Origin of the sequence: Variovorax beijingensis (assembly GCF_007828835.1) — a bacterium.
Taxonomy (GTDB): Bacteria; Pseudomonadota; Gammaproteobacteria; order Burkholderiales; family Burkholderiaceae_C; genus Variovorax; species Variovorax beijingensis_A.
This window is the reverse complement of the sequence record NZ_VIVL01000001.1, coordinates 390670-414637: the sequence shown is the minus strand read 5'-3', so window position 1 is coordinate 414637 and position 23968 is coordinate 390670. Positions and strand designations below refer to the sequence as shown.

Annotated in this window: 17 protein-coding genes; 6 read left to right on the top strand and 11 right to left on the bottom strand. The window is 69.2% G+C overall.

Annotation, left to right across the window (positions count from 1 at the left end; all coding sequences use genetic code 11):
- Positions 1-19: 19 nt before the first annotated feature.
- The 4 genes from FB547_RS01925 to FB547_RS01910 form a co-directional block, all read right to left on the bottom strand.
- Positions 20-913, bottom strand: a complete 894-nt coding sequence (locus FB547_RS01925) for an alpha/beta fold hydrolase (protein ID WP_145739180.1) — start codon at positions 911-913, stop codon at positions 20-22.
- Positions 910-1836, bottom strand: a complete 927-nt coding sequence (ltnD, locus tag FB547_RS01920; RefSeq protein ID WP_145739179.1) for an L-threonate dehydrogenase — start codon at positions 1834-1836, stop codon at positions 910-912. The genes FB547_RS01925 and ltnD overlap by 4 nt, the downstream gene beginning before the upstream one ends.
- A 16-nt stretch (positions 1837-1852) precedes the next feature.
- Complete coding sequence (locus tag FB547_RS01915) at positions 1853-3175, bottom strand: MFS transporter (RefSeq protein WP_145739177.1); 1323 nt, start codon at positions 3173-3175, stop codon at positions 1853-1855.
- Positions 3176-3347: 172 nt separating this feature from the next.
- Positions 3348-4124, bottom strand: a complete 777-nt coding sequence (locus tag FB547_RS01910; protein WP_145739175.1) for a FadR/GntR family transcriptional regulator — start codon at positions 4122-4124, stop codon at positions 3348-3350.
- A 304-nt stretch (positions 4125-4428) separates the two neighbouring features.
- Here FB547_RS01910 and FB547_RS01905 point away from each other — a divergent pair, with 304 nt between their 5' ends.
- A complete protein-coding gene (locus tag FB547_RS01905; RefSeq protein ID WP_145739173.1) occupies positions 4429-4890 on the top strand; it encodes a hypothetical protein in 462 nt (153 codons plus the stop codon).
- A gap of 49 nt (positions 4891-4939) precedes the next feature.
- Here the strand turns inward: FB547_RS01905 and mdeB are convergent, their stop codons facing one another.
- Positions 4940-7606, bottom strand: a complete 2667-nt coding sequence (gene mdeB, locus FB547_RS01900) for an alpha-ketoglutarate dehydrogenase (protein WP_145739171.1) — start codon at positions 7604-7606, stop codon at positions 4940-4942.
- 105 nt (positions 7607-7711) lie between these two features.
- Between mdeB and FB547_RS01895 the strand changes: the two genes are divergently transcribed.
- A complete protein-coding gene (locus tag FB547_RS01895) occupies positions 7712-8176 on the top strand; it encodes an Lrp/AsnC family transcriptional regulator (RefSeq protein WP_145739169.1) in 465 nt (154 codons plus the stop codon).
- 22 nt (positions 8177-8198) lie between these two features.
- Here FB547_RS01895 and FB547_RS01890 read toward each other — a convergent pair whose 3' ends face one another.
- Both FB547_RS01890 and FB547_RS01885 read right to left on the bottom strand, forming a co-directional pair.
- Positions 8199-10451 (bottom strand): PhoX family protein, encoded by a 2253-nt coding sequence (locus FB547_RS01890; RefSeq protein WP_145739167.1) that lies wholly within the window; start codon positions 10449-10451, stop codon positions 8199-8201.
- A 109-nt stretch (positions 10452-10560) separates the two neighbouring features.
- Positions 10561-11709: a murein transglycosylase A gene (locus FB547_RS01885; protein ID WP_145739165.1), complete on the bottom strand. Its 1149-nt coding sequence runs from the start codon at positions 11707-11709 to the stop codon at positions 10561-10563.
- On the opposite strand from FB547_RS01885, the gene FB547_RS33255 reads away from it, so the two are divergent.
- The 3 genes from FB547_RS33255 to FB547_RS01875 all read left to right on the top strand — a co-directional run bounded on the left by FB547_RS33255 (position 11708) and on the right by FB547_RS01875 (position 13384).
- Positions 11708-11872: a hypothetical protein gene (locus FB547_RS33255; RefSeq protein ID WP_186454098.1), complete on the top strand. Its 165-nt coding sequence runs from the start codon at positions 11708-11710 to the stop codon at positions 11870-11872. The genes FB547_RS01885 and FB547_RS33255 overlap by 2 nt on opposite strands.
- A gap of 197 nt (positions 11873-12069) precedes the next feature.
- Complete coding sequence (locus FB547_RS01880; protein WP_145739163.1) at positions 12070-12729, top strand: OmpA family protein; 660 nt, start codon at positions 12070-12072, stop codon at positions 12727-12729.
- A gap of 91 nt (positions 12730-12820) precedes the next feature.
- Positions 12821-13384: an OmpA family protein gene (locus FB547_RS01875; protein ID WP_145739161.1), complete on the top strand. Its 564-nt coding sequence runs from the start codon at positions 12821-12823 to the stop codon at positions 13382-13384.
- 4 nt (positions 13385-13388) lie between these two features.
- On the opposite strand, the gene FB547_RS01870 is transcribed toward FB547_RS01875, so the two are convergent.
- Genes FB547_RS01870 through FB547_RS01855 form a run of 4 tightly spaced genes read right to left on the bottom strand, consistent with a single transcriptional unit; the run spans position 13389 to position 21118 of the window.
- Positions 13389-14015 (bottom strand): response regulator transcription factor, encoded by a 627-nt coding sequence (locus tag FB547_RS01870; protein WP_145739159.1) that lies wholly within the window; start codon positions 14013-14015, stop codon positions 13389-13391.
- A 37-nt stretch (positions 14016-14052) separates the two neighbouring features.
- Positions 14053-16101: a two-component system sensor histidine kinase NtrB gene (locus FB547_RS01865; protein ID WP_145739157.1), complete on the bottom strand. Its 2049-nt coding sequence runs from the start codon at positions 16099-16101 to the stop codon at positions 14053-14055.
- On the bottom strand, positions 16102-16917 hold the full coding sequence (locus FB547_RS01860) for a carbon-nitrogen hydrolase family protein (RefSeq protein ID WP_145739156.1): 816 nt from the start codon (positions 16915-16917) through the stop codon (positions 16102-16104).
- 16 nt (positions 16918-16933) lie between these two features.
- On the bottom strand, positions 16934-21118 hold the full coding sequence (locus FB547_RS01855; RefSeq protein ID WP_145739154.1) for a YhdP family protein: 4185 nt from the start codon (positions 21116-21118) through the stop codon (positions 16934-16936).
- Between the two features lie 25 nt (positions 21119-21143).
- Between FB547_RS01855 and glnE the strand changes: the two genes are divergently transcribed.
- On the top strand, positions 21144-23939 hold the full coding sequence (glnE, locus tag FB547_RS01850) for a bifunctional [glutamate--ammonia ligase]-adenylyl-L-tyrosine phosphorylase/[glutamate--ammonia-ligase] adenylyltransferase (RefSeq protein WP_145739152.1): 2796 nt from the start codon (positions 21144-21146) through the stop codon (positions 23937-23939).
- Positions 23940-23968: the final 29 nt, after the last annotated feature.

The window sequence follows — 23968 nt, the reverse complement described above, 5'->3', positions numbered from 1 at the left end:
TCGTCTTCTCTTTCTGGATTCAGGCAATGGCGGGCAGGAAGCGCAGCAGCGCGGCCGCCACCGCCGCGGGCGCTTCGCGCTGCGGGAAGTGGCCGACGCCGTCGAGCAGTTCGCGGCGGTAGGGGCCGCTGAAGAATCGCTCCTTGCCTGCCGAAGTATCGGGATCATTGCAGCTGTCGGCCGCGCCATGCAGTACGAGCGTGGGCACCGGCAGCACCGGCGCCGGATCGAGCGCGGCGTCGTCCGCCGCATAGCGCGGATCGCCGGACGCGTAGCCCCAGCGGTGGCGGTAGGAATGCAGCACCACCCGCGCCCAGTCGTCGCCTGCGAAGGCGGCGGCTGTGGCCTCGAATTCGGCTTTCTCGTACCAGCCCGCGGGCGCCCAGGTGTCCCACATCATCCGGGTGAAGGCGATGCGGTCGTCGTGCACCGTGCGTTCGCCGCGCGGCGTGGCCATGTACCAGTGATACCAGTAGTTGCGCGCCTGCTCGAGCGCCATCGGCTGGTCTGGCGCATTGGTGCCGTAGCCGACCGACATCAGCACCAGCGCGCGCGCCACCTCGGGCCTCAGCCCGCAGGCGTTGGCCGCCGCGCGGGCGCCCCAGTCGTGGCCGACCAGCGCGGGCTTGTCGAGGCCGAGCGCGTCGATGAAATCGAGCAGGTCGCGCCCGAGCGCGGAGAGCTGGCCGCTGCGCGGCGTGCCGTCATGCAGGAAGCGCGTGGGTGCGAAGCCGCGCAGGGCGGGTGCGAGCACGCGCCAGCCGGCCTCGGCCAGGCTCGGCGCCACGCCATGCCAGCTGCGCGTGCTGTCGGGCCAGCCATGCATCAGCACCACGGTGGCGGTGCCGCCTGGGTTCCACTCTTCGTAGCCGATGCGAAGCAGCGGCGTGTCGATGGTCTTGAGATCGCTCACATCGCCCTTCCGTTTGCGGCCGGCAGTTCGATGCCGGGAAAAATCTTGATGACCGCGCTGTCGTCCTCGCGCGCGAAGCCCGCGGTCGATGCCTGCATGAACATCTGGTGCGCGGTGGACGACAGCGGCAGCGGAAACTTGCTGGCGCGCGCCACGTCGAGCACCAGGCCCAGGTCCTTCACGAAGATGTCGACGGCCGACAGCGGCGTGTAGTCGCCCGCCAGCACGTGCGCCATGCGGTTCTCGAACATCCAGCTGTTGCCCGCGCTGTGCGTGATGACTTCGTAGAGCGCGTCGGGGTTCACGCCTTCGCGCAGGCCCAGCGCCATGGCCTCGGCCGCCGCGGCAATGTGCACGCCGGCCAGCAGCTGGTTGATGATCTTGACCTTGCTGCCCGCACCCGCGCGCTCGCCCAGGCGGTAGACCTTGGCGGCCATGGCGTCGAGCACGGCGCCGGCCTTTTCGTACGCCGCGGGCGTGCCGGCGGTCATCATCGTCATCTGGCCGCTCGCGGCCTTGGCGGCGCCGCCCGAGATCGGGGCGTCGAGGTACAGGATGCCCTGCGCGGCCAGGCGTGCTTCGAGCGCGACCGACCAGTTCGGATCGACCGTGGAGCACATCACGAACAGGCTGCCGGGCTTCATCGACGCCGCGCAGCCAGGCGTGGCGCCATCGCCGAACAGCACCGACTCGGTCTGCGCCGCGTTGACCACCACGGAAACCACGATGTCGCACTGCCCGCCGAGCGCGGCCAGCGTGTCGCAGGCCACGCCGCCGTCGCGCGCAAAGGCGTGGGCGACATCGAGGCGCACGTCGAACACATGCGGCTCGTAGCCCGCGCGGCGCAGCGACTGCGCCATGCCGCTGCCCATGGCGCCGAGGCCCACGACGCCGACGACGGGTGTGCTGGTGTTGGAAGTCATGTGAGGGTTCCTTCGATCATCTGTTCACGAGTTGCTTGGGCGTGAGCCACACGCCGATGGCCCCGAGCACCAGCGCACCGGCCAGCACGTACATGCCGATCTGCGTGCTGCCCGTGAGGTCCTTCAGGTAGCCGATGAGGTAGGGGCTCGCGAACCCCGCAAGATTACCCACCGAATTGATGGCCGCAATGCCGGCCGCCGCCGCCGTGCCCGAGAGAAAGGCGGTGGGCAGCGACCAGAACAGCGGCGCGCAGGTCAGCACGCCGGCCGCCGCGAGCGAGAGGAACGCCAGCGAGACGATCGTGTTCTGCGTGTACGACGCGGCCACCGTGAAGCCCACCGCGCCCATCAGCGCCGGCACGATCAGGTGCCAGCGGCGCTCCTGCCGGCGATCGGCGCTGCGGCCGAAGAGGTTCATCGCGACGATCGCGCAGATGAACGGAATGGCGCTCAAAAGGCCGATGTGCAGGTTGCCCTTCACGCCCGTGGCCTTGACCAGCGTGGGCAGCCAGAAGGTCAGCGCGTACTGGCCCATCACGAAGGCGAAGTAGATGAGCGCCATCCACCACACGCGCATGTCGCGGAACATGGCGCCCACCGAGTGCGGCCCCTTGGCGCCATGCGCCTGGTCGCGCTCGACCTCGCGCTGCAGCAGGCTCTTCTCCTCGGGCGAGAGCCAGCGCGCATGCCGGATGCCGTTGTCCAGGTAGAGCAGCACCATCACCCCCACGAGCACGGCCGGAATGGCCTCGATGATGAACATCCACTGCCAGCCGTGCATCGACGACACGCCGTGGAAGGCGTCCATGATCCAGCCCGACAGCGGATTGCCGAAAATGCCCGCCACCGGAATGGCCGACATGAAGACCGCGATGATGCGCGCGCGCCGGTGCGCCGGATACCAGTGGGTCAGGTACAGGATCACGCCGGGATAGAAACCCGCCTCCGCCACGCCGAGCAGGAAGCGCAGGATGTAGAAGCTGGTGGGCGTTTCCACGAACACGAAGCAGGCCGACAGCACGCCCCAGGTGATCATGATCCGCGCAATCCAGATGCGCGCACCCACCCGGTTGAGCAGCAGGTTGCTCGGCACCTCGAACAAGAAGTAGCCGAGGAAGAAGATGCCCGCGCCCAGGCCGAACACCGTTTCGCTGAAGCCCAGATCCTGCCCCATCTGCAGCTTGGCAAAGCCCACGTTCACACGGTCGAGGTACGCGACCACGTAGCACAACATCAAAAAGGGAACCAGGCGCCAGAACACCTTGGCATAGGCGCGCTTCTCGAGCGCGGCTTCGGCGGACACGGGCAGAGCGCCAACCGGAAGGGTGGAGGAAGTCATGAAAAGGTTTGTCCCGCTTTGGATGAGAAAGAGGCCTTGCCGCCGCCGGCTTGCTTGGCCATCGCCTTATTTGTCAGGTCATCATACAAATTTGATTTCGGAGCTTTGCCTCGGGTAAACCCGAACATTCCCCCGTCCCCAGCGCCTTTTTGGTGACTTGGTGTGTCGCGGCTCAGCTGCCGACCGGCCAGCCTTCGACCAGCGGCCGCGCGAGCTGCGCGCCCTCCTGCTGCCAGAACGCGGGATCGGCCTGCTCGATGCGGCGGATCGCGTTGTCCATGTGGGACTTGGCCGCCTCGCGGGCCCGCAGCGGATCGCCGGCCTCGATGGCCTCGACGATGCGGGCGTGCTCCTGCGCCACCTCGCGCGCGAAATCGGCTCGCCGCGCCTCGTTGGCGCGCGTGACGCGCGTGGCGCCGTGCAGGAACTGCCGCAGGTACTGCAGCGTGCCGATCAGGAACGGGTTGCGCGCGGCCTCGGCGATGGCGCGGTGAAAGCGCACGTCTTCCTCGGCGCCGTTGCCGCCTGCGGCCACGGCCGCATGCAGCGCGCCGATGGCCTCCTGGATGCGCTGCACATCGTCGGGCGTGCGCCGTTCGGCCGCGAGCGCGGCCACCTCGGCTTCGAGCGCACGGCGTAGCTCGACCATCTGGATCACCGCTTCGCGCGAAGCCACGTGCGGCATCTCGAAGCGCAGCGGCTCCACGCCCGCGGCGCGCACGTACACGCCGCTGCCCTGGCGCGAATCGAGCAGCCCCAGCGACTTGAGCCGCGACACCGCCTCGCGCACCACGGTGCGGCTCACGCCGAATTGCTCGGCCAGCGCGGCCTCGGTCGGCAGGCGGTCGCCTTCCGACAGGCGCCCGCTGCGCACTTCGGCGGCCAATGCGTCGGCCACCTGGTCGGCGAGGCGGGCACCGGGAGCGATGGATTGGAAGCGGGCGGTCATGAGTCGCGAAAGGGATGGGGCCTGCGACTCTAACGCAGGCCTGCGCAAGCGGCACGCCCGCACATCCTGTGCCGCCAGGAATGCGAGTAGATGACGCATCTTCTGCCCGTGAAAGGCCGGTCCGCATGGTGTACCGCGCGTCCCGGGAATGCGAGTAGGCCAATACGAGCCTTCACTCGTATTCTTTGGGCACACGAAATCGCTCAACGACCTGAACGGAGATCGAACGCATGAAAACCCAACTCAAAGGCCACCTGAAGTGCCGTCCTCAATTCGGCGAGGCAGGCGTTGCCTGAGCACGCCGATGCTGTACACGACTGCCCTGATGATCCACGCCGGCGCGACACTCGCGGCACTTCTGTCGTTCGTGGCCGGCGAACTGCTTCTTGCCATTGCCCGGAAAGGCCGATCGCAGCCCGCCAGGATGGCGCTGCGCGCCGGCCGGCTCGCACACTTGCTGCTCAACCTGGGCGTGCTCGCCGGAATCGCTCTGGTGTTCCTCGGCGGCTGGCCACTGTGGACACCATGGCTGCTGGCGGCGTTCGCCGTCATTGCCGCTGCCATGGTGGTGCGAAGCGAGTTCGTCGCCCCTTGGGAGTCGCGGGTCGAATCGGCGCTCGGTGGCAAGGCTTCGGATGAGCAGGTCGGGGCGTTTGCAAGCGAGGGGTCCGCCTTCGTGGGGCGTGTGAGCGTGATCGCCCTGTTCGGCGTTGTCGCAGCCTTGATGACGATGAAGCCGAGCTTCGCGCTCCTGGCCGGCGGTTGATCCAGGAACCGTGCGGGCCGCAGCCGCTAGCCCTGGGGCTCGCCGGAACTCAACAGGCGGTGCCGAGCGCGTAGCGCGCAGCCCGCGCAATGCTCCCCGCATCCACCCCGAAGAATTGCCGCAGCGCCGCGCGCGTGTCGCTGCGCCCGAACCCGTCGGTGCCCAGCGTGAGGTAGCGGCGCCCCTCGGGCAGGAAGGCGCGCAGGCTCTCGGGCACGGCGCGCACGTAGTCGGTGGCGGCAATGATCGGGCCCTTGCCGGTGCCGAGCTGCTGCGCGATGAACGGCACGCCGGCTTCCTTCTTCTCGCCCGCGATCGCACGCTGCTCGCAAGCCTGTCCGTCGCGCGCAAGCTCGCTCCAGCTCGTGACGCTGAACACCTCGGCCTCGATGCCTTCGTTGGCCAGCAGCTGCGCGGCCTTCACGACCTCGGTGAGGATCGCGCCGGAACCCATCAGCGTGACCTTCTTCTTCGCCTCGCCTGAAACCGGCGCATACACGCCGAAGCGATAGCAGCCGCGCAGGATGCCCGCCTCCGCGCCTTGCGGCACGTCGGGCTGCGCGTAGTTCTCGTTCATGAGCGTGACGTAATAGAACACGTCCTTTTGCTCGACCATCATTTCGCGGATGCCCGCATCGACGATCACCGCCATCTCGCCCGCGAAGGCCGGGTCGTAGGCCTTGCAGTTGGGAATGGTCGCGGCCACGAGATGGCTGCTGCCGTCCTGGTGCTGCAGGCCTTCGCCGCCGAGCGTGGTGCGGCCAGAGGTGGCGCCGAGCAGAAAGCCGCGCGCCCGCTGGTCGGCCGCGGCCCAGATGGCGTCGCCCACGCGCTGGAAGCCGAACATCGAGTAGTAGATGTAGAAAGGCAGCATCGCCAGGCCGTGCACGCTGTAGCTGGTGGCCGCGGCGGTCCAGCTGGCAATGGCGCCGGCTTCGCTGATGCCTTCTTCGAGAATCTGGCCGTCGGTGGCTTCGCGGTAGCTCAGCACCGAACCGATGTCTTCGGGCGCATAGCGCTGGCCCACGCTCGAATAGATGCCGACCTGCTTGAACAGGTTGGCCATGCCGAAGGTGCGCGCCTCGTCGGCCACGATGGGCACGATGCGCGGGCCCAGGGCCTTGTCCTTCAGCAGGTTGCCCAGCATGCGCACGAAGGCCATGGTGGTGCTCATTTCCTTGCCGGCGGCCGCCGTTGCGAACTGCGCGTAGCTCGCGATGTCGGGCTTGGGCACCACCTCGCAGGCGGTCTCGCGGCGCGGCATGGCGCCGCCGAGTGCCGCGCGGTGGCTGCGCAGGTACTGCATCTCGGCGCTGTCTTCGGGCGGGCGGTAGAAGTCCATCGCTATGGCCTGCGCGTCGGTGAGCGGCAGGTTGAAGCGGTCGCGGAATTCGAGCAGGTCGACGTCGCCCATCTTCTTGTGCGAGTGCGTGGTCATCTTGCCCTGGGCGGCGCTGCCCATGCCGTAGCCCTTCTTGGTGTGGGCGAGGATCACGGTGGGCCGGCCCTTGTGCGCGGCCGCGGCGGCGTAGGCCGCATGGATCTTCACGAGGTCGTGGCCGCCGCGCTTCAGGCGGTCGATCTGCTCGTCGGTCATGCCTTCGGCCAGCCGCGCGAGCTCGGGGTTCTGGCCGAAGAAGTTGTCGCGGTTGAAGCGCCCGTCCTTGGCCGCGAAGGTCTGCATCTGGCCATCGACGGTTTCGGCGAACACGCGCGCGAGCGCGCCGCTCACGTCCTGCGCGAACAGGCCGTCCCAGTCGCTGCCCCAGATGAGCTTGACGACGTTCCAGCCCGCGCCGGCAAAGAGCTTTTCGAGCTCGTCGATGATGCGGCCGTTGCCGCGCACCGGGCCATCCAGGCGCTGCAGGTTGCAATTGACCACCCACACGAGGTTGTCGAGCTTCTCGCGCGCAGCGAGCGTGAGCGCGCTCATCGATTCGGGCTCGTCCATCTCGCCGTCGCCGAACACGCCCCACACTTTCCGGCCCTCGCAGTCGAGCAGGTGGCGGTGCGTGAGGTAGCGCATGAAGCGCGCGTGGTAGATCGAGCTGATCGGGCCGATGCCCATGGAGCCGGTCGGGAACTGCCAGAAGTCCGGCATCAGGTAAGGATGCGGATAGCTGCTGAGGCCGCGCGCGCCACTGCCTTGGGTGAAGGCGGGCGCGGTGAGTTCCTGGCGGTAGTGCTGGAGGTCTTCTTCGCCGAGGCGGCCTTCGAGGTAGGCGCGCGCATAGACGCCAGGCGCACTGTGCGGCTGGAAGAACACGAGGTCGCCGCGGTGTGTGTCACTGCGCGCGTGGAAGAAGTGATTGAAGCCCGTCTCGAACAAGTCGGCCGCGCTCGCATAGCTCGCGATGTGGCCGCCGAGTTCGCCATACGCCTGGTTGGCCCTGGCCACCATCGCGAGCGCATTCCACCGCATCAGGGAGGCGAGCTTTTCCTCGACCGCGAGGTCGCCGGGGAACGGCGGCTGGTCTTCCACCGCAATGGTGTTGACGTAGGGCGTCGCAAGCTCGGGCTGCCAGCCGATGCGCTGCTGCCGCGCGAGGCGGGCAAGCTCCGCCAGCATCTGCCGGGCGCGCTGGGGCCCGTGCGCCTGGGCCAGCGCCAGGAAGGCGTCGCGCCATTCAGCGGTCTCGGCAGGGTCGGGGTCGTGCGTGAGCGGCGTGTCGAGCAGCAGCGCGCGCATCTGGTCGGCGGAAATCGGGGCGTTCATGCCGGCACTTTAGGCCGCAACAGCAAGAATTAGCTACCGGCTTGGACATGTCCATGGCACCAGCGCAGCATAAAATTCCTCAAAATCATCTGGACGCCGCATTTCGTGCAACTCGACACCATTGACCTGCGCATCCTCGACGAGCTGCAACGCGACGGCGGGTTGTCGAACGTGGAGCTTGCGCGCCGGGTTCAGCTGTCGCCGTCTCCGTGCCTTGCGCGGGTGAAGGCGCTCGAAACCAGCGGCGTGATCGACCGCTACGTGGCGCTCGCGAGCGCCAAGGCGCTGGGCCTGGGGCTCAACGTGTTCATCTCGATCAGCCTGACGACGCAGAGCAAGCAGTCGCTCGCCGATTTCGAGGAGCGCATTGCCGAGCACGACGAGGTGATGGAGTGCTACCTGATGACGGGCGACAGCGACTACCTGATCCGCATCGCCGTGGCCGACATGGCGGCGCTGGAGAAATTCATCCTGGAACAGCTCACGCCGATTCCGGGCATCGAGAAGATCCGCTCGAGCTTCGCGCTCAAGCAGGTGCGCTACAAGACGGCGCTGCCGCTGCCCCGGTAAGAGGCAGCGGCAGCGCAACCGCTCAGAGGCCGATCAGGCCGCCGTCATCCCTGGTGATGACCACCGTGGCCGAGCGCGGGCGGCTCTTGGCGCCGTCCGGCCAGTGGCTGATGTAGCCGTCAGGATTGGCGATGTCCTTCGAACCCTCGCCCGGGTGCTGGATGTTCACGAACAGCGCACGGCCGTCGCCCGACTCGGCAATGCCGGTGATCTCGCAGTCCTTCGGGCCGACCAGGAAGCGGCGCAGGCCGTCCGTGCCGGGCGCCTTGCCCACGAAGGTGTCCTGGGTGCGCGTGGTGGCGCCATCGACGTTGGTGATGGTCCTGGCGCCGCCGTCGCCGACCTTGCCCGGCAGCGCGGCCAGCAGCATGCAGTTGGTGACGTCGGTGTAGGCGCCGTCGTCGGTCTCCAGCCAGAGCAGGCCGGCGGTGGCGTGGCTGAACCACATGCCGTCGGGGCTGGAGAAGTCGTTGTCGGCGCTCAGCTGCGAGAGGTTGACGTCGGCCGAGGCGGTGGAGCGCGCGCCGAACAGGTACACGTCCCACTTGAAGCTCAGCGAGGCCGGGTCGGCGTTGTCGTCGGCGAAGCGCACGACGTGGCCGTTCGGATTGCCCTTCTGATCCGAGCCAGTGGTCGTCTTGTCGTTGTAGAAGCGCGGGTTGGCGCCGTCGGTGGCGGTGATGGGGCGCGAGGCGGCGTTGGTGTTGGTGAGGGTGACGTACACCTCGCCGGTCTTCGGATTGACGGCCGTCCACTCCGGGCGGTCCATCTTGGTGGCGCCGGCGGCGTCGGCCGCGAGGCGCGCGTTGACCACCACGTCGGCCGCATCGGCAAAGGCATAGGCCGGATTGCTCGCGGTGATGCCGTTGACGCCGAGCTTCAGTTCGAGCCACGCGCCGGTGCCGTCGGCGTTGAACCTGGCCACGTAGAGGCGACCGTCGTCCATGTACTTGTCGCCGGTCGCGGTGCCGCCGCCCACGTCGGCCGCATCCCAGTTCTTCGCCGAGACGAACTTGTAGATGTACTCGTTGCGCGAGTCGTCGCCCATGTACCAAACCAGCGGCTTGCCGACCACGACCGGGCCGAGGCAGGCGCCTTCATGGCCAAAGCGGCCGAGCGCGGTGCGCTTCTTGGGGGTGCTGGAGGGGTTGAAGGGATCGATCTCGACCACCCAGCCGTAGGTGTTGGCGCCATTGCGGAAGTCGTCGGTGGCGGTGGCTCCGGTCACCTGGGCATTCCAGCGGCCATAGAGGTTGTCGGCCGTGTCGGGCGTGACGGTGGCCCAGAGTTCGCGGCCGGTGCTGGCCACGCCATAGCGGGTGAACGAGGCGATTTCCTTGGCGCTGCGGCTGGGGTCGTCGGTGGCCTTGATGCGGCGGAAGTAGCCGGCCCAGTTTTCTTCGCAGGTCAGGTAGGTGCCCCAGGGCGTGGTGCCGTTGGCGCAGTTGTTGAGCGTGCCGCGGGTCTTGCTGCCGTCGGTCGAATACTTGGTCTTCAGGTAGTCGGTCTTGGCGGCCGGGCCCGAGAACGCCATTTCGGTGAGCGTGTGGACGCGGCGGTTGAAGCTCGAGTCCTGCTTGTAGCTCCAGGCGTTGCCGCTCTTGTTGATCTCGATCACGCTCACGCCGTGCAGGTAGAACTCGCGCAGCACTTCGTCGGCGGAGGTGCGCACCGCGGCGTTGCCGGTGCCGCTGATGGTCTGGCCGGCGGGATGCAGGAACAGCGGGGTGATGGCTTCGTGGTTCATCACGAGCAGGCCGCGCGCGGCGCTGGCTGCGTCCCACTTGTTCGACGCGTTCATGCCGAAGAAGGTCATGCCGTCGTGGTGGTCGCCGGCGCGCCGGTCGTAGGTGGCCGGATCGTCGGTGCCGTCGTTCTTGTACGCGGCCACGCCCGCGGCGATCGGGTCGCCCAGGCGATAGAGCACGCTGGCGGTGTAGCCGGCGGGCACGGTGACCACGTCGGCAAGGCTCTTGGCCACGGCATTGAAGCCGAGCTTGGCCGGTGCGGGAGCCGGCGCGGGGGCTGGCGCCGGGGCCGGCGCAGGAGCGGGGGCCGGTGCAGGCGGAATGATCGGGAAAGCCACGCCGCCATTGCCGCCGCCACCGCAGGCCTGCAGCAGCGCGGTGCTGGCCGTGCCGACGCCCAGGCCGAACAGATGGCGGCGGCTCAGGCGCGAGGCGATCAGGTCGGTGAAGGACGGATTCGGGCTGGGGTTGGTGCCGATGTCGTCAAGATCGATGCCGTTGGCGTCGGTACGGTTGTTTGCGGTCATGCGCAATCGCTTTCGTGGGTTGAAAAGGAATCCAACCCGCGAAGTTAGGCAATTCGCATGACATCCGCGTGAAACGCTCAGCTTGCGGTCAGGCGCATCTGCTCGGCGTTCAGGGCGCCGGCATTTGCCTGGGCCACAGCGCCCACAGGCGCAGCGGCTGGTTCATGCTGGCGGCCAGGCGGCCGGCATCGGCGCCGGTGCCGGCAAAGTAGTCGGCGCGCACTGCGCCCAGGATGGCGCTGCCGGTGTCCTGCGCGACCACCAGTTTCTGCAGCTGCGCCGCCGGCCCGCTCGATGCGAGCCAGACCGGCGTGCCGTACGGGATGCTGTCGCGGTCGACCGCAATGGAGCGCCCGGCCGTCAGCGGCACGCCCTGCGCGCCGCGCGGGCCGAAGGCCGCATCGAGTTCGCTCATGGTTTCCTCGCGGAAGAACACGTAGCGCGGATTGCTCCACAGGAGCTGCGACACGCGCTGCGGGTTCTGCGCGGCCCATGCCTTGGTGTCGTCGGGCCATTTGCCGACCTTGGTCACGCCCTGGCCGATCAGCCATTGCTGCACGCTCTTGTACGGCTGCTCGTTGGTGGCCGAGAACGCCACGCGCACGGTGCGCTGGATGCCGTTGGCCTCGGTGATGCGAAGGCGCCCCGAGCCCTGGATGTGGAGCATCAGCGCGTCGATGGGGTCGGCCATCCAGGCGATCTCGCGGCCGCGCAGTGCGGCCTGGGCTTCGGGCAGGGTTTCGATTTCCTGGCGGGTGTACCAGGGCCGGCGCGGCACCAGCCCCTCGGGCGCCTGGTAGATCGGAATGTTGAAGGTGGCGGTGGGCACGCGCGAGGCCTCGTACACCGGCTCGTAGTAGCTCGTGAGCTTGCCTTCGCTCGAGCCCGCGAGCGATTCGACGCGGTAGGGCTGCAGCCTGTCGGTCATCCACTGGCGCTGTTCCTCGGGCGTGGCAATGGCCAGCTGGCGCACCTCGCGGCACAGTGGCGCAAAGGCGGCGTTGGGCCGTGCGCAATTGGCCAGGAGCGCGATCCAGGCTTCGTGCAGCGGGTCGTCGCCGAAACCCGGCAGCTCCGACCAGCCGACCGGCACCCACCGGCTCTTGGGATGCGCGAGCGAACCGGTCAGCGGTCCGAGGTCGCGCGGCGGCGTGGCGGCCGGCCGGGCCGGGGTGTCGGGCGCGCGCGGGGCGATCGAGCAGCCGGCCAGCGTTGCTACGATCGCGAGCCCAACCAGCCACTGGAGTCCATTTCTCATGGGTTTGATTTTGCTTGAAGCCCTCGGGGCCGGGCTCGTGTTCATATTGATCGTCTGGTGGACCATGTTTTCCGGTCGAAAAAAGGGCGAACTGCATGACGACGGCGAGGCCGCCGATGGCAACGGTGCCGGCGAGAAAAAGAATCCGCCGCCCGAAGCGTGAATTACTTGCGTAGCCGAAAGCCGCAGCGGAATGTCGGAGAACAGGCTATCAGCTATTACTTTAGTAGCAATCATCGCAGCATTCACGGGGCTTTGCAGAAAGTTTTCTTCTTTCCTGCAAGTTGGGAAGGCCGTACCATCGCAGGTTCGCCGAGGCTAAGCTGTGGCCCGCCTGATTCAACCTTGAAAGGGATTGCCATGAAAAAGTTTGTACTCGCCACCACCGCTGCCGCCCTCGTCCTGTCCGGCTGTGCCGGCGGCATGACCGATACCCAGCGCAACACCGGCATCGGCGCCGGCATCGGCGCGCTGGGCGGTGCGGCCATCGGCTCCGCCACCGGCGGCAACCGCGGCGCCATCGGCACCGGTGCCGTGGTCGGCGCCGCGGCCGGCGCGCTCGGCGGCTACCTGTGGTCGCAGCGCATGGAAAACCAGAAGCGCCAGATGGAAGCCGCCACCCAGGGCACCGGCGTGGCCGTGACGCAAACCCCGAACAACGAGCTCAAGCTCCAGATCCCGAGCGACGTCTCCTTCGACGTGGGCCGCTCCAACATCAAGCCCAACTTCGCACCGGTGCTCGACCAGTTCGCGAGCGGCCTGCGCAACAACCCGAACGCCGAGGTGCGCATCATCGGCCACACCGACAACACCGGCTCGGACGCCATCAACAATCCGCTGTCGGTCGACCGCGCCGCCAGCACGCGCGACTACCTGGTGGCGCGCGGCGTGAGCGCCGCGGCCTTCCGCATCGAAGGACGCGGTTCGCACGAGCCGATCGCCAACAACAACAGCGATGCCGGCCGGGCGCAGAACCGCCGCGTCGAGATCTACGTGGGCGAGCGCGCGCCGCGGGGCTGACCGGATCGGCTGATATAAAAACAAAGCCGGCCGTGCGGGAGCGGCCGGCGCCCATCGCCATCGTTTCATGTTCACAAAGAGGGAAAAACTCATGAGGAAGCTTGTTGTTTCGGGTGTGGCTGCGGCCGCATTGTTCGTTGCGGGGTGCGCCTCGCAGTCGCCCGCGCCGGGATCGGCCGCCGCACCAGCCGCCCAGGCGGCTGCGCCGGCCAACAGCTGGACTGCGCGCCTGGCGGCGCTCAAGACCGAGCTGGAGAATTCCACCAAGGGCACGGGCGTGGTGATCGAGCAGACCGCGGACAACCAGCTGCATCTCGTGGTTCCCAACGAACTGTCGTTCGACGTGGGCCGCGCCAACGTCAAGCGCAACCTGGCGCAGGTGCTCGACAAGGTGGCCGAAGGCCTGCGCAGCGCCGCCGCGGCCAGCGTGCGCGTGGTGGGCCACACCGACAACACCGGCAGCGAGGAAGGCAACGAGCGCCTCTCGGTGAGCCGCGCCGACAGTGCGCGCAACCACCTGGTCAGCCGCGGCGTCTCGACCACGGCCATCACCACCGACGGCCGCGGCTCGCGCGAACCGATCGCCGACAACGGCACGCCGGCCGGCCGGGCTCAAAACCGCCGCGTCGAGATCTTCGTCGCGGAAAAGGTCTGATCTCCTAGAGATCTCTGAGGCGGTTGGCCAGTTCGACCGCTGATTTCACTTCCATCTTGTCGAACACGCGTGCGCGGTGGACCTCCACCGTGCGCACGCTGATCGCCAGCTGATCGGCGATCAGCTTGTTCGGCAGGCCCTCGACCACGAGCCGCATCACGTCGCGCTCGCGGTCGGTCAGTTCGGCGACGCGACCAGCCAGGCTGCGCCGCACGCGCCGCACCTCCAGCGCCCGCAGCGAAGCGCCCAGCGCCTGCTCGATGCGGTCGACCAGGGCGTTGTCGGAGAACGGCTTCTCGCAGAAGTCGAAGGCGCCCCGCTTCACCGCGTCCACGGCCGTGGGCACGTCGGCGTGGCCGGTCAGGAAGATCACCGGCATGGCGTCCAGCAGGCCGCGCTCGGCGAGCCGGTCGAACAGCACCAGCCCGCTGGTGCCGGGCATGCGCACGTCCAGCAGCAGGCACAGCGGCTGATCGGGCAGCGGGCCTTCGGCCAGGCGCAGCTCGAAGGCCTCGGCGCTCGCGAAGTGTTCGCTCTCGAGGCGGCGCGAGCGCAGCAGCCAGGCCAGTGCCTCGCGCACACTGGCGTCGTCGTCCACGATGAATATCAGACCATCGATCAGCGGTTGCATTTCAATTCCAAAAACGGGCGCGAAACCTGGGGGTGGATCATGTACTCGGCAGGGTAAACCGGAACACGGTGCCCCGGGGGCGGTTGGGCTCGAACACGAGCACCCCGCCATGCTGCTCCACCACGGTGCGGCACAGGCTGAGGCCCAGCCCCATGCCGTCGGCACGCGTGGTGAAGAAAGGCGTGAAGAGGCGGCCCGCCACCTCTTCGCTGATGCCGCAGCCGAGATCGGCGACCGAGAACTCCAGCCAGCGCCGGGCGTCCTCCGCGCCCGGGCCGCCGACCGCGACAACGCGCGACACGCGCAGCCGCAGCACGCGCTCGCCCACGTGCTCCGCCGTATCCATGGCCTGCATCGCATTGCGCGCCAGGTTCAGCAGCACCTGCTCGACCAGCGTGCGGTCGCACACGGCCGGAGGCAGGCGGTCTTCGAGCACCACCTCGATGCTCACGCCGAGCTTGCGCGCCTGCAGCCGCACCAGCGGCAGCACCGCATCGATCAGCGCCTGCGGCGCCACCGCCTCGCGCGTGCGGTCGCGGCGGCGCACGAAGTCGTGCACGCTGCGGATCACCTGGCCGGCGCGGTCGGCCTGCTCGGCAATGCGCCGCACCGCCATGGCCACCTCGGCCTGCTCGCCCTTGGCGTGCGGCCCGAGCATGTTGAGCGACCCCGTCGCATAGCTGGCGATGGCGGCCAGCGGCTGCGTGAGCTCGTGGCTCAGCAGCGAGGCCATCTCGCCCACCGTGGCAAGCCGCGCGCTGGCCTGCAGCCGTTCCTGGCTGGCGCGCGAGAGCTCCTCGATGCGGCGCTGCTCGCTGATGTCGATGAAGGCGCTCATCCAGCCGGTCTGCACGCGATGCGCGTTGATCAGCGGGGCCTCGAAGATGAGCACCGGAAAGCGCGTGCCGTCCTTGCGCATGAAGACCGATTCGAAGCCCTCGCGCGGCGGCATGCCGCCGGCCAGCCGCCGGGCCTGCCGCTGCTGGTATTCGTGCGCCAGCTCGGTCGGCCAATAGGGGGCCTCGATGTCTTCGCCGCTGCCGGCCATCAGCTCTTCGGGGCTGAAGCCGACCATTTCGCAGAACGCGGGGTTCACGTAGGTGATACGCCCCTGCAGGTCGCGCGCGCGCAGGCCGGTGATGACCGAGTCTTCCATCGCCTTGCGGAAGGCCAGCGCATCGGCAAGGTCGCGTTCGGCGCGCAGCCGGCGGCGCGTGTCGCGCGCAAGCAGCACCAGCACCGACACCAGCGCGATCGAAATGGCCGTGACCAGCGCCGTCAGCACGTTCGGAAAGAGATCGGGTGCGGCGCGCCAGCCGTCCACGCGCAGCATCAGCGCGGCGCCGGGCAGGTCGATCAGCTGCTGCGAGGTGAAGACGCGCGTTCCGGTGCGGCGCGAGGTGCCGAGCGCCACCAGGCGCGTGCCGTCGGCCTCGGTGAAGGCCACTTCCTGGCCGCGCGTGAGCGTGGGGCCGACCAGCTCGATCAGCGTGTCGCGCAGCGAGTAGCTCGCCACCAGGAAGCCGCCCGCATCGATCGGCACGCACAGTTCCATCACCTCGACGCCGCCTCCGCCGAGGATCGGCACGTAGTGGCTCGGCGAATAGGCCGGCGCACCGAGCTTGCGCGCGGCCGCGCAGGCGAGCCCCACGTCGGACTGGTCGGCGCCGCGGCTCTCGTCGGCGATCAGCCGCATGCGGTAGGGCGTGTTCACCGCTTCGAGCGGACGCAGCGCGGCGTCGCGCCATTCGAGCCGCAGCCACTCGCGGTGCTCGCGCAGCAGGGAGGCCGCGGCGTCGGGCCAATGCGTGCGGTCCAGGCCCGAGGCCTGGGTGGCGCGCAGGCTCTGGGCGTTGCGCTGCAGGCCGATGCGAAGGTCCGAAACCGCGTCGGCGGTGTCGCGGTCGAGGTTCGCCTGGACCTGCTCGACCTCGTGCCGGCCCGCGAGCCACACCACGGTGACCAGCAGCGCCGACACCAGCACGGCCAGGATCAGCCAGAGAAACCAGCGCTGCCAGAGCGAGCGCAGCCGCGCGAACGCCGACAGCGCCCACCGGGGCGGTGCGACAGCCAAAGCCTCCTCCATCTAGAGCACGCAGTGGGACAGGACGGGCAGCTGCGCGCGCACGCGCTCGATCTGCCCGGCATCGATGTCGAACAGCACCACGCCCTCTTCGCTCGCCTGCTGCGCCACCACCGTGCCCCAGGGGTCGACCACCATCGACTGGCCCCAGGTATGGCGGCCGTTCTCGTGCGTGCCGCCCTGCGCGGGCGCCACCACCCAGGCCAGGTTCTCGATGGCCCGCGCGCGCAGCAGCACTTCCCAGTGCGCGGCGCCCGTGGTGCGGGTGAAGGCACTGGGCACCAGCAGCAGCTCGGCGCCGCGTTTGGCGAGCGCGCGGTAGAGCTCGGGAAAGCGCAGGTCGTAGCAGACGCTCATGCCCACGCGCCAACGATGGCCGTCGCGCGAGGGCAGCTCGAACAGCACGGGCTCGGCGCCCGGCGCGATGACGCGGCGCTCGTCGTAGCGCTCGCTGCCGTTGTCGAAGAAGAAGAGATGGATCTTGTCGTAGCGCGCCACGCACCGGCCATCGGGCGAATAGCACAGCGAGCTGTTGAACACGTGCTCGGCGTCGCCGCTTTCGATGGGCAGCGTGCCGCCCACGATCCAGAGCCCGAACTCGCGCGCCGCGTCGGCCAGAAAGCCCTGCACGGTGCCCGCGCCCGCGGTCTCGCGCAGGCCCAGCTTGTCGGTGTCGCGCGCGCCCATCATGCAGAAATACTCGGGCAGCACCGCCAGTTCGGCACCGGCCGCGGCGGCTTGCGCGAGCAGGCCGTGGGCGCGCGCGAGGTTGGCTTCGCGGGCGATGGCCGACACCATCTGGATGGCTGCGACTTTCATTGCGTGGTCTCCGTTTTCACTTGCCCTGCCCGCCCGCCGGCGCCTCGGCAGCGCCGGGTACGCTCGGCAGGATGGATCGTGGCACCTTGGCTATTTTGGGGTCGGCCCAGGTGCCTTCGATATGGAACTCCTGCGTGGCGGCGGCCGCAAGCGGCTTGCTCAGCACCCACTGCGCGAGGAAGGTGCCCAGGCCGATCGCGGGGTTGATCGCGGTGGCCACCAGCGCGGCCGTACCGGCATTGATCTCGGGCACCACCACCACGCGCAGGTCCTGCGTTTCGCGCACGATGTCGGCCGAGCCGTCCATCAGCGCGCCCGCGTTGACGCCCTTCATCTGCAGGTTGTTGGTGCTCGCGATGCCGTTGTGGATCTTCGCGTCGCCGCGGATGAAGTCGAAGGCGAAGCCCTGGCTGAAGACATCGCGGAAATCCAGCGTGAGCCGGCGCGGCAGCGCCTGCAGGCTCAGCACGCCGAGCAGCTTGGCCAGGCCGGGGTCGGCCTTGAGGAACTGGCCCGATTCGACGTTGATCTGGAGCTGCCCGCCCAGGCTCGGATAGTCGAGCGAGAACGGCGAGCCGCGCCAGTTGACCTCGCCTTCGAGCCGCCCGCTGCCGCGCCGCAGCACGCCGGGCATGCCGAAGCGCGCGAGCAGATCGCCCGCGTCCGCGATGTCCAGCCTGAAGGTCATGGCCGTGCGGCGCTGCTCTGCGCGCCCGGAGGTGCCGCCCGGCGCGGCGGCCCAGGTGCCCTTGGCCGAAAAATTGGCCTCGGGCATGGTGAAGCTCAATTTGTTGAGCATCCATTCGCGGCCCGCGCCGCCGCGGTTGACGGCATCGATCTCGGCACGGCCCAGGCGCTTGCCCAGCAGTTCGAAGTCGTCGATGACGATGTCGAGCGCGGGCAGCGTGCCCGGCTGCTCGTCGAGCAGGGTTTCGACCTGCCTGGCTTCGGTGGGCGCAATCTTGAGCCGCGCGAGCCGCGCATAGAGCCGCCCGGCCTGGGTGTGGCGGTACTCGGCATAGCCGCTGAGTTCGGTGGCGTCGATGTTGGCGCGCCAGAGCGCACCGTCGCGCGTGCCGCCGAGCACCACGTTGTGCAGCGTGCGCCCCGCGATGCCGAGTTCCTGCGCACGCACCGCGATGCGCGTGGGCAGGTAGCCCGTGGCCGCGTCTTCGGGCCGCTCGGCATTGCCCGCCGCTTCGGCCGCGCTGCTTCCGGTGTCGCCGACCAGCGCCTGCCACGCAGGCATGTCGAGCTTCGCGACGTTGACATTGGCCAGCACGCCCTTGTCGGGCAAGGGGGCGGCATCGCCCGCGGCAAGGCCGATGCCGATGCTGCCGCGCAGCACGCGCGCTTCGGCGCCGGAGATGTCGCGCACATACTGGGCGGCGCCGATGCGGCCGAGCTCCATCGAGAGCTGGTCCTGCACGGCAACGGCGGCACCCGCCCGGGTCTCGCGCTGCAGCACCTTTTTCTCGATGCGCAGCGGCATCTGTTCGTCCGCCGTCTTCACGAGCGGTGCGGGCAGCTGCAGCGCCAGGCCCTGCAGCGTGCTGGTGAGCGAGAACTCCGGCGCGCCGTCGCGCATCGAGAAGGTGGCCGCATAGGGCGTGCCGCCGCTCGCCTTGGCCGCGATGCGCGTGAGCCACTCGGCCTCGCGCGCCGCGCGCAGGCCCTCGGCCGTTGCGGTGCCCTGCGCCTTCAATGCCAGCTCGCGGTTGGGCCCGGCAAAGCGGCCGCGGCCTTCGACGCGAACGTCGCCGCCGAGCAGCCTGGCGTTGACGCCAGCCAGCGAAAAGCCCGTTTCGGTAAAGCCGACGACGCCCTTCGCATGGGTGAAGGACGGCGCTTCGGGCACCAGCTGCAGCTCGTTGTCGGCGAGCGCGATGCTGGCCTGGACCTTGGCCGCCTCCAGCGCGGCCAGCGGCAGTTCGAGGTGCAGCCGGTAGTCGGCCGTGCCGGTGGCGCGCGCGCGGGACAGCACCTCGCCGGTTTCCCCGGCCAGCGGCGCGCCCACGCGCAGCAGTTCGGCGAGCGGGCCCTTGGCCTGGGCATCGACGCGCAGCAGCGAGGCATGGTGCGACATGTCGGCAATCTGCGCCTCGGCCTTGGTCACCTCGATGCCGGTCGCGCCCGCCAGCCGGCCGCGCGCGTTGCGCACCAGCATGCCCGCGCGCTCGAACACCAGTTCGCCCGAAAGCCCCGTGAGCGCGGGCCAGGCCGGCGCCGGCGCACCGCTGCGGGCCGCGGAGGCCGGCGCCTTGGATGCCGTGGACGCGGCAATGGCCGAGGCCGGCGGCACATAGGCGTAGTTGACGTCGGCCACCTTGGCCACGATGCGGAACTCGCCCTGCTTCGGGTCCATGAACGGCATGTCGTGCAGGTCGCCGCGCACGCGGAAGTCGACGCTGCTGGCCGTGCCCTTGGTGACCGCGTCGCGCACGTAGTCGCGCGTGTGCTGGGGGATCTCGAGCGGCAGGTAGCGGAACACGCGCGTGCCGTCGGCGCGGGTCAGCTTGCCCTGCAGGTCAAGCACGCCGGGGTAGAGCGACTGCCCGCGGGACACGGCGGGATCGCTGGTGCGCCAGCTGGCTTCGGCTTCGCCGTCGGCATCGGCATTGGCGAAGCGCAGCTTGGAAACCTGCAATTGCGCGTGGCCCTTGTCGAGCTTCCACTGCAATTGGGCCGCGAGACGGTCGATGGGAATGAGCGGTTCCTCGAACACCCCCGGAAATTCGAGCGTTCCCTGGGCCATCGACAGCGCGGCGCTGCCGCCGGCCTGGGTGGCGTCGAACTCGACGGTGGCCCCGCTCAGGCCCGGCGAGCCGGCATGCGGCCGCTGGGCGGCGGGCGCGGCGCCGGCGGGCCTGGCCGCGGTGGCCGGTGGGGCGGGGGCGGCTTCAGGCGTGGCCGCCGCCTGCGAGGCGACGCGCAGGCCGCTGACCCGCCCCTTGGCCTGGTAGCGTTCAGGGGCGCCCAGCGAGCCTTGCCAGTTCAGGTCGATGCGCTCGACCAGCCCGCGCGGCGCATAGGCGTCGAGCACGCGGTGCGTGGCATCGCCCAGCGGCAGCCGGTCGGCAATGAGGGCCAGCGCGGCCAGGTCGAGCCGGTCGGCGCGCAAGGCGCCCTGCTCCGGCGTGCGGCCCCGCGCGGGGGAGTGCTGCAGCCACAGGTTGCCGCCGGGCCAGCGCATGCCGTCCGCGGTGTCGAACTGCAGGGCGGCGGTCGAGAACTCGAGCTTTTCCTCGTCCAGCTGGCCGGCCAGCCGTCCGGTCACCGCGCGCAGCACCAGCGGCTGCAGGCCCCGGCCCAGCGAGGCGTCGATGCGGTCGAGCCCGAGGTCCGCCGCGCCGCCCACGATCTGCCCCCTCTTCACGTCGGCCCAGAGGCGCAGCGCGCCGCTGCCTTCGCGGATGCGGGCGTCGAGGGAGACATAGCGGCCCAGGCGGGTGACGTCCATGTAGGGCAGGTCGGCATAGACCTGGCCGTCCCAGGTCTGCCAGCGGCCCGAGCGCACCGACAGCAGCGGCTGACGGAACTGCCCGCGCAGCGTGAAGCGCTCGCCCCAGCCGACCGGCGGCGTGGCGTCGAGCCTGAGGCCGTGGCGCCGGGCCGTGTTGCGCGCCACGAAGCGCACGTCGGTCAGGAGCAGGGGCTCGGCCTGGCGCTGCTCGTCGGTCCAGCGCACGGTGCCGCCTTCGACCACCAGCTCGCGCTGGGCGAAAAACCAGTCGGCGGCGCGGGTCTCTCCGGTGGTGTCGGTGTCCATGTGGAGGCCCGCCACGTGCAGCTTGCCGAGCACGTCGCGCCGCACGTCGACCTGCGGCCCCTCGATATAGAGCTGCTCGAAATTGAGGCGCCACAGCGAGCGCGGCGATACGCTCGCCACCACCCGCACGAGACGCAGGGCTTCCCGCTTCTGGGCGTCGTGCAGCACCACGTCGCGCAACTCGAAAGCGGGAAAGAGACTATCGGAACGGGCCGTGATCGACCCGATGCGCACGGGTACCCCGATGGCCTTGCTGGCTTGTGCCTCGAGCGCGCCACGGTAATCGCCGATTCGCGGCACAATCCACGCGTGTAGGACAACCACTGACAGTGCCAGCAGAAGCCATGCAGCGATCAGTAAACCCAGCAGCCAGCGCGCCGTCGCAGCGGTGATCTTGAGCAGACGTGAAGGGGAAGACGCCGTGTCGTTCATTGAGGATCGCGCTGTGTCCGGAATTATGACCGCCAGCATTCAGAGGGGTTCCGCGGAAGCCGACACCAGTGTGAACCAGTTGCCAGCCACGCCATCGACAGAAGCGCCCGAGGTCGCGTTCTCTTCCTATTCGCGCTTCGTCCAGCGCCTGCGCCGCAGGTATGCGGCCGAGCTTGCATTGCTTTCCCCTGGCGCGCCGCGGCGCGAGTCGATGTCGAAGGCCTACGAGGCACTGCGCGAACGCGGGGACGGCGTCGGCGATGCGCTGCGCATTGTGCGGCAGCTCGTGATGGAACGGCTTGTAACCCTCGATTGCGATGCGAAGGCGCCGCTGGCCGTGGTGACCACCGCCGTCACCGAGCTCGCTGAATTCGCGCTCGACGTCGCCTGCCGCGACGCCTGCCAGGAACTCGACGCGGTGCATGGCGCCCCGCTGGGCCCCGAAGGCCAGCGCGCGCAGCTCTGGGTGGTGGGCATGGGCAAGCTCGGCGCGCGCGAGCTCAACGTGTCGAGCGACATCGACCTGATCTACCTGTACGACCTGGACGGCGAAACCCGCGGCGATGCCGACGGCCGCAGCCGCCTCTCGAACCAGGAATATTTCTCGCGCGCCGTGAAGCGCATCTATGCGCTGGTGGGCGACATCACCGAGCACGGCTTCGTGTTCCGCGTCGACCTTGCGCTGCGGCCGAACGGCAATTCCGGGCCCAGCGTGGTGTCGCTCGATGCGCTCGAAGAATATTTCCAGGTGCAGGGCCGCGAGTGGGAGCGCTTTGCCTGGATGAAGAGCCGGGTCGTAGCGCCGCGCGACGTGGTCTCGGAAGGCCTTGCGCAGGGCCTGCGCGCCACCGTGCTGCCCTTCGTGTTCCGGCGCTACCTGGACTACAGCGTGTTCGATTCGCTGCGCACGCTGCACCGGCAGATCCGCGAGCAGTCGGCCCGCCGCAGCGCCGGGCGGCCCGAGCGCGCCAACGACGTCAAGCTCTCGCGCGGCGGCATCCGCGAGATCGAGTTCACCGTGCAGCTGCTGCAGGTGGTGCGTGGCGGCCAGTTTCCCGAACTGCGCACGCGCCCCACGCTCGACGCGCTGCAGCGGCTCGCGCGCGCCGGCCTGATGCCGCAGGAAACCGCCGACACCCTGGCCGCGGCCTACGAGTTCCTGCGCCGCGTGGAGCACCGCATCCAGTACCTGGACGACCAGCAGACCCACGTGCTGCCGGTGGCCGACGACGACCTGCGCTGGGTCGCGCAGACCATGGGCTACGCCAGCTGCTGCCCGTTCCTCGAGCAGCTCGACACGCACCGCGAGTTCGTGGCGCAGGAGTTCGACAAGCTGCTCGGCGGCGAGAAGCCCTGCAACGGCAAATGCAACGGCAAGAAGGCCGCCGCCCCCACCGACCTGGCCGACCTGCTCGACGACCTGCCGCCGGCCTTTGCCGACCGCATCCGCAACTGGTGCGAGCAGCCCCGCGTGCTGGCGCTGCGCGAGGAAACGCGCGCCCGGCTGCGCCAGCTGGTGCAGCGCACCGGACACTGGCTGAAGGAGCCCGACGGCGACGGCCCCGGACAGACGCCGCGCCATGTGGACGCCGCCCTGCGCTGGGCCGACTGGATCGAGCCGCTGCTGCGGCGCGAGAGCTACCTGGCGCTGCTGGTCGAGCGGCCCGCGGTGCAGGAACGGCTGCTGCGGCTCTTGGGCGCCGCGAAGTGGCCCGCGCGCTACTTGATGCAGCACCCGGGCGTGATCGACGAGCTCGCGAGCGACGAAATGCTCTCGGGCCGCTTCATGGCGGCCGAGTTCGAGCGCGAACTCGAGGCGCGCCACGCCTCGCTCAGCCGCACCGGCGAGGCCGACGAGGAGCGCCTGCTGAACCTGCTGCGCCACGCCCACCATGCCGAGGTGTTCCGCACGCTGGCGCGCGACGTGGACGGCCGGCTCACCGTGGAGCAGGTGGCCGACGACCTGAGCGCGCTGGCCGACACCACCTTGCGCGTGACCGCCCATTGGTGCTGGCCGCATGTGCGCAACAGGCACCGCGAGCTGCCGCAGTTCGCGATCATCGGCTACGGCAAGCTCGGCGGAAAGGAACTGGGCTACGGCAGCGACCTCGACATCGTGTTCGTCTACGAAGACGACGACGAGCGCGCGGGCGAGGTCTATGCGGCCTACGTGCGCAAGCTGATCAACTGGCTCACCGTGAAGACGCGCGAGGGCGACCTGTTCGAGATCGACACCGCCTTGAGGCCGAACGGCAATTCGGGCCTGCTGACCACCAGCTTCGAAGCCTACGAACGCTACCAGCTGGGACGCGGCAGCAACACCGCATGGACCTGGGAGCACCAGGCCATGACGCGTGCGCGCTTCGTGCTCGGCAGTACAGCGCTGGGCACGCGCTTCGACCAGGTGCGCGAAGCCGTGCTGGTGGCGCCGCGCGACCGCGAGGCACTGAAGGCCGAGATCATCGCAATGCGCAACAAGCTGCGCGGCGCGCGGCCGGTGAAGGCCGATCGCTTCGACGTCAAACACAGCCCCGGCGGCATGGTGGATGCCGAGTTCGCGGTGCAATTCCTGGTGCTGTCGGCCTCGGGCGAGCATCCGGAGCTGATTCCCAACGTCGGCAACATCGCGCTGCTGCTGCGCGCCGAAGAAGCCGGCCTGCTGCCCGAAGGCGTCGGCCGCAATGCCGCCGCCGCCTACCGCGAACTGCGCCGCGTGCAGCACCGTGCACGCCTCAACGAAGAACCGACCCAGGTCACCCCGCCCGCACTGGCCGCCGAGCGCGACGCCATGCTGGCCTTGTGGAAGGCGGTATTTGGCTGATTTGGCTCACCCCCAGGCTTCGCGCACTT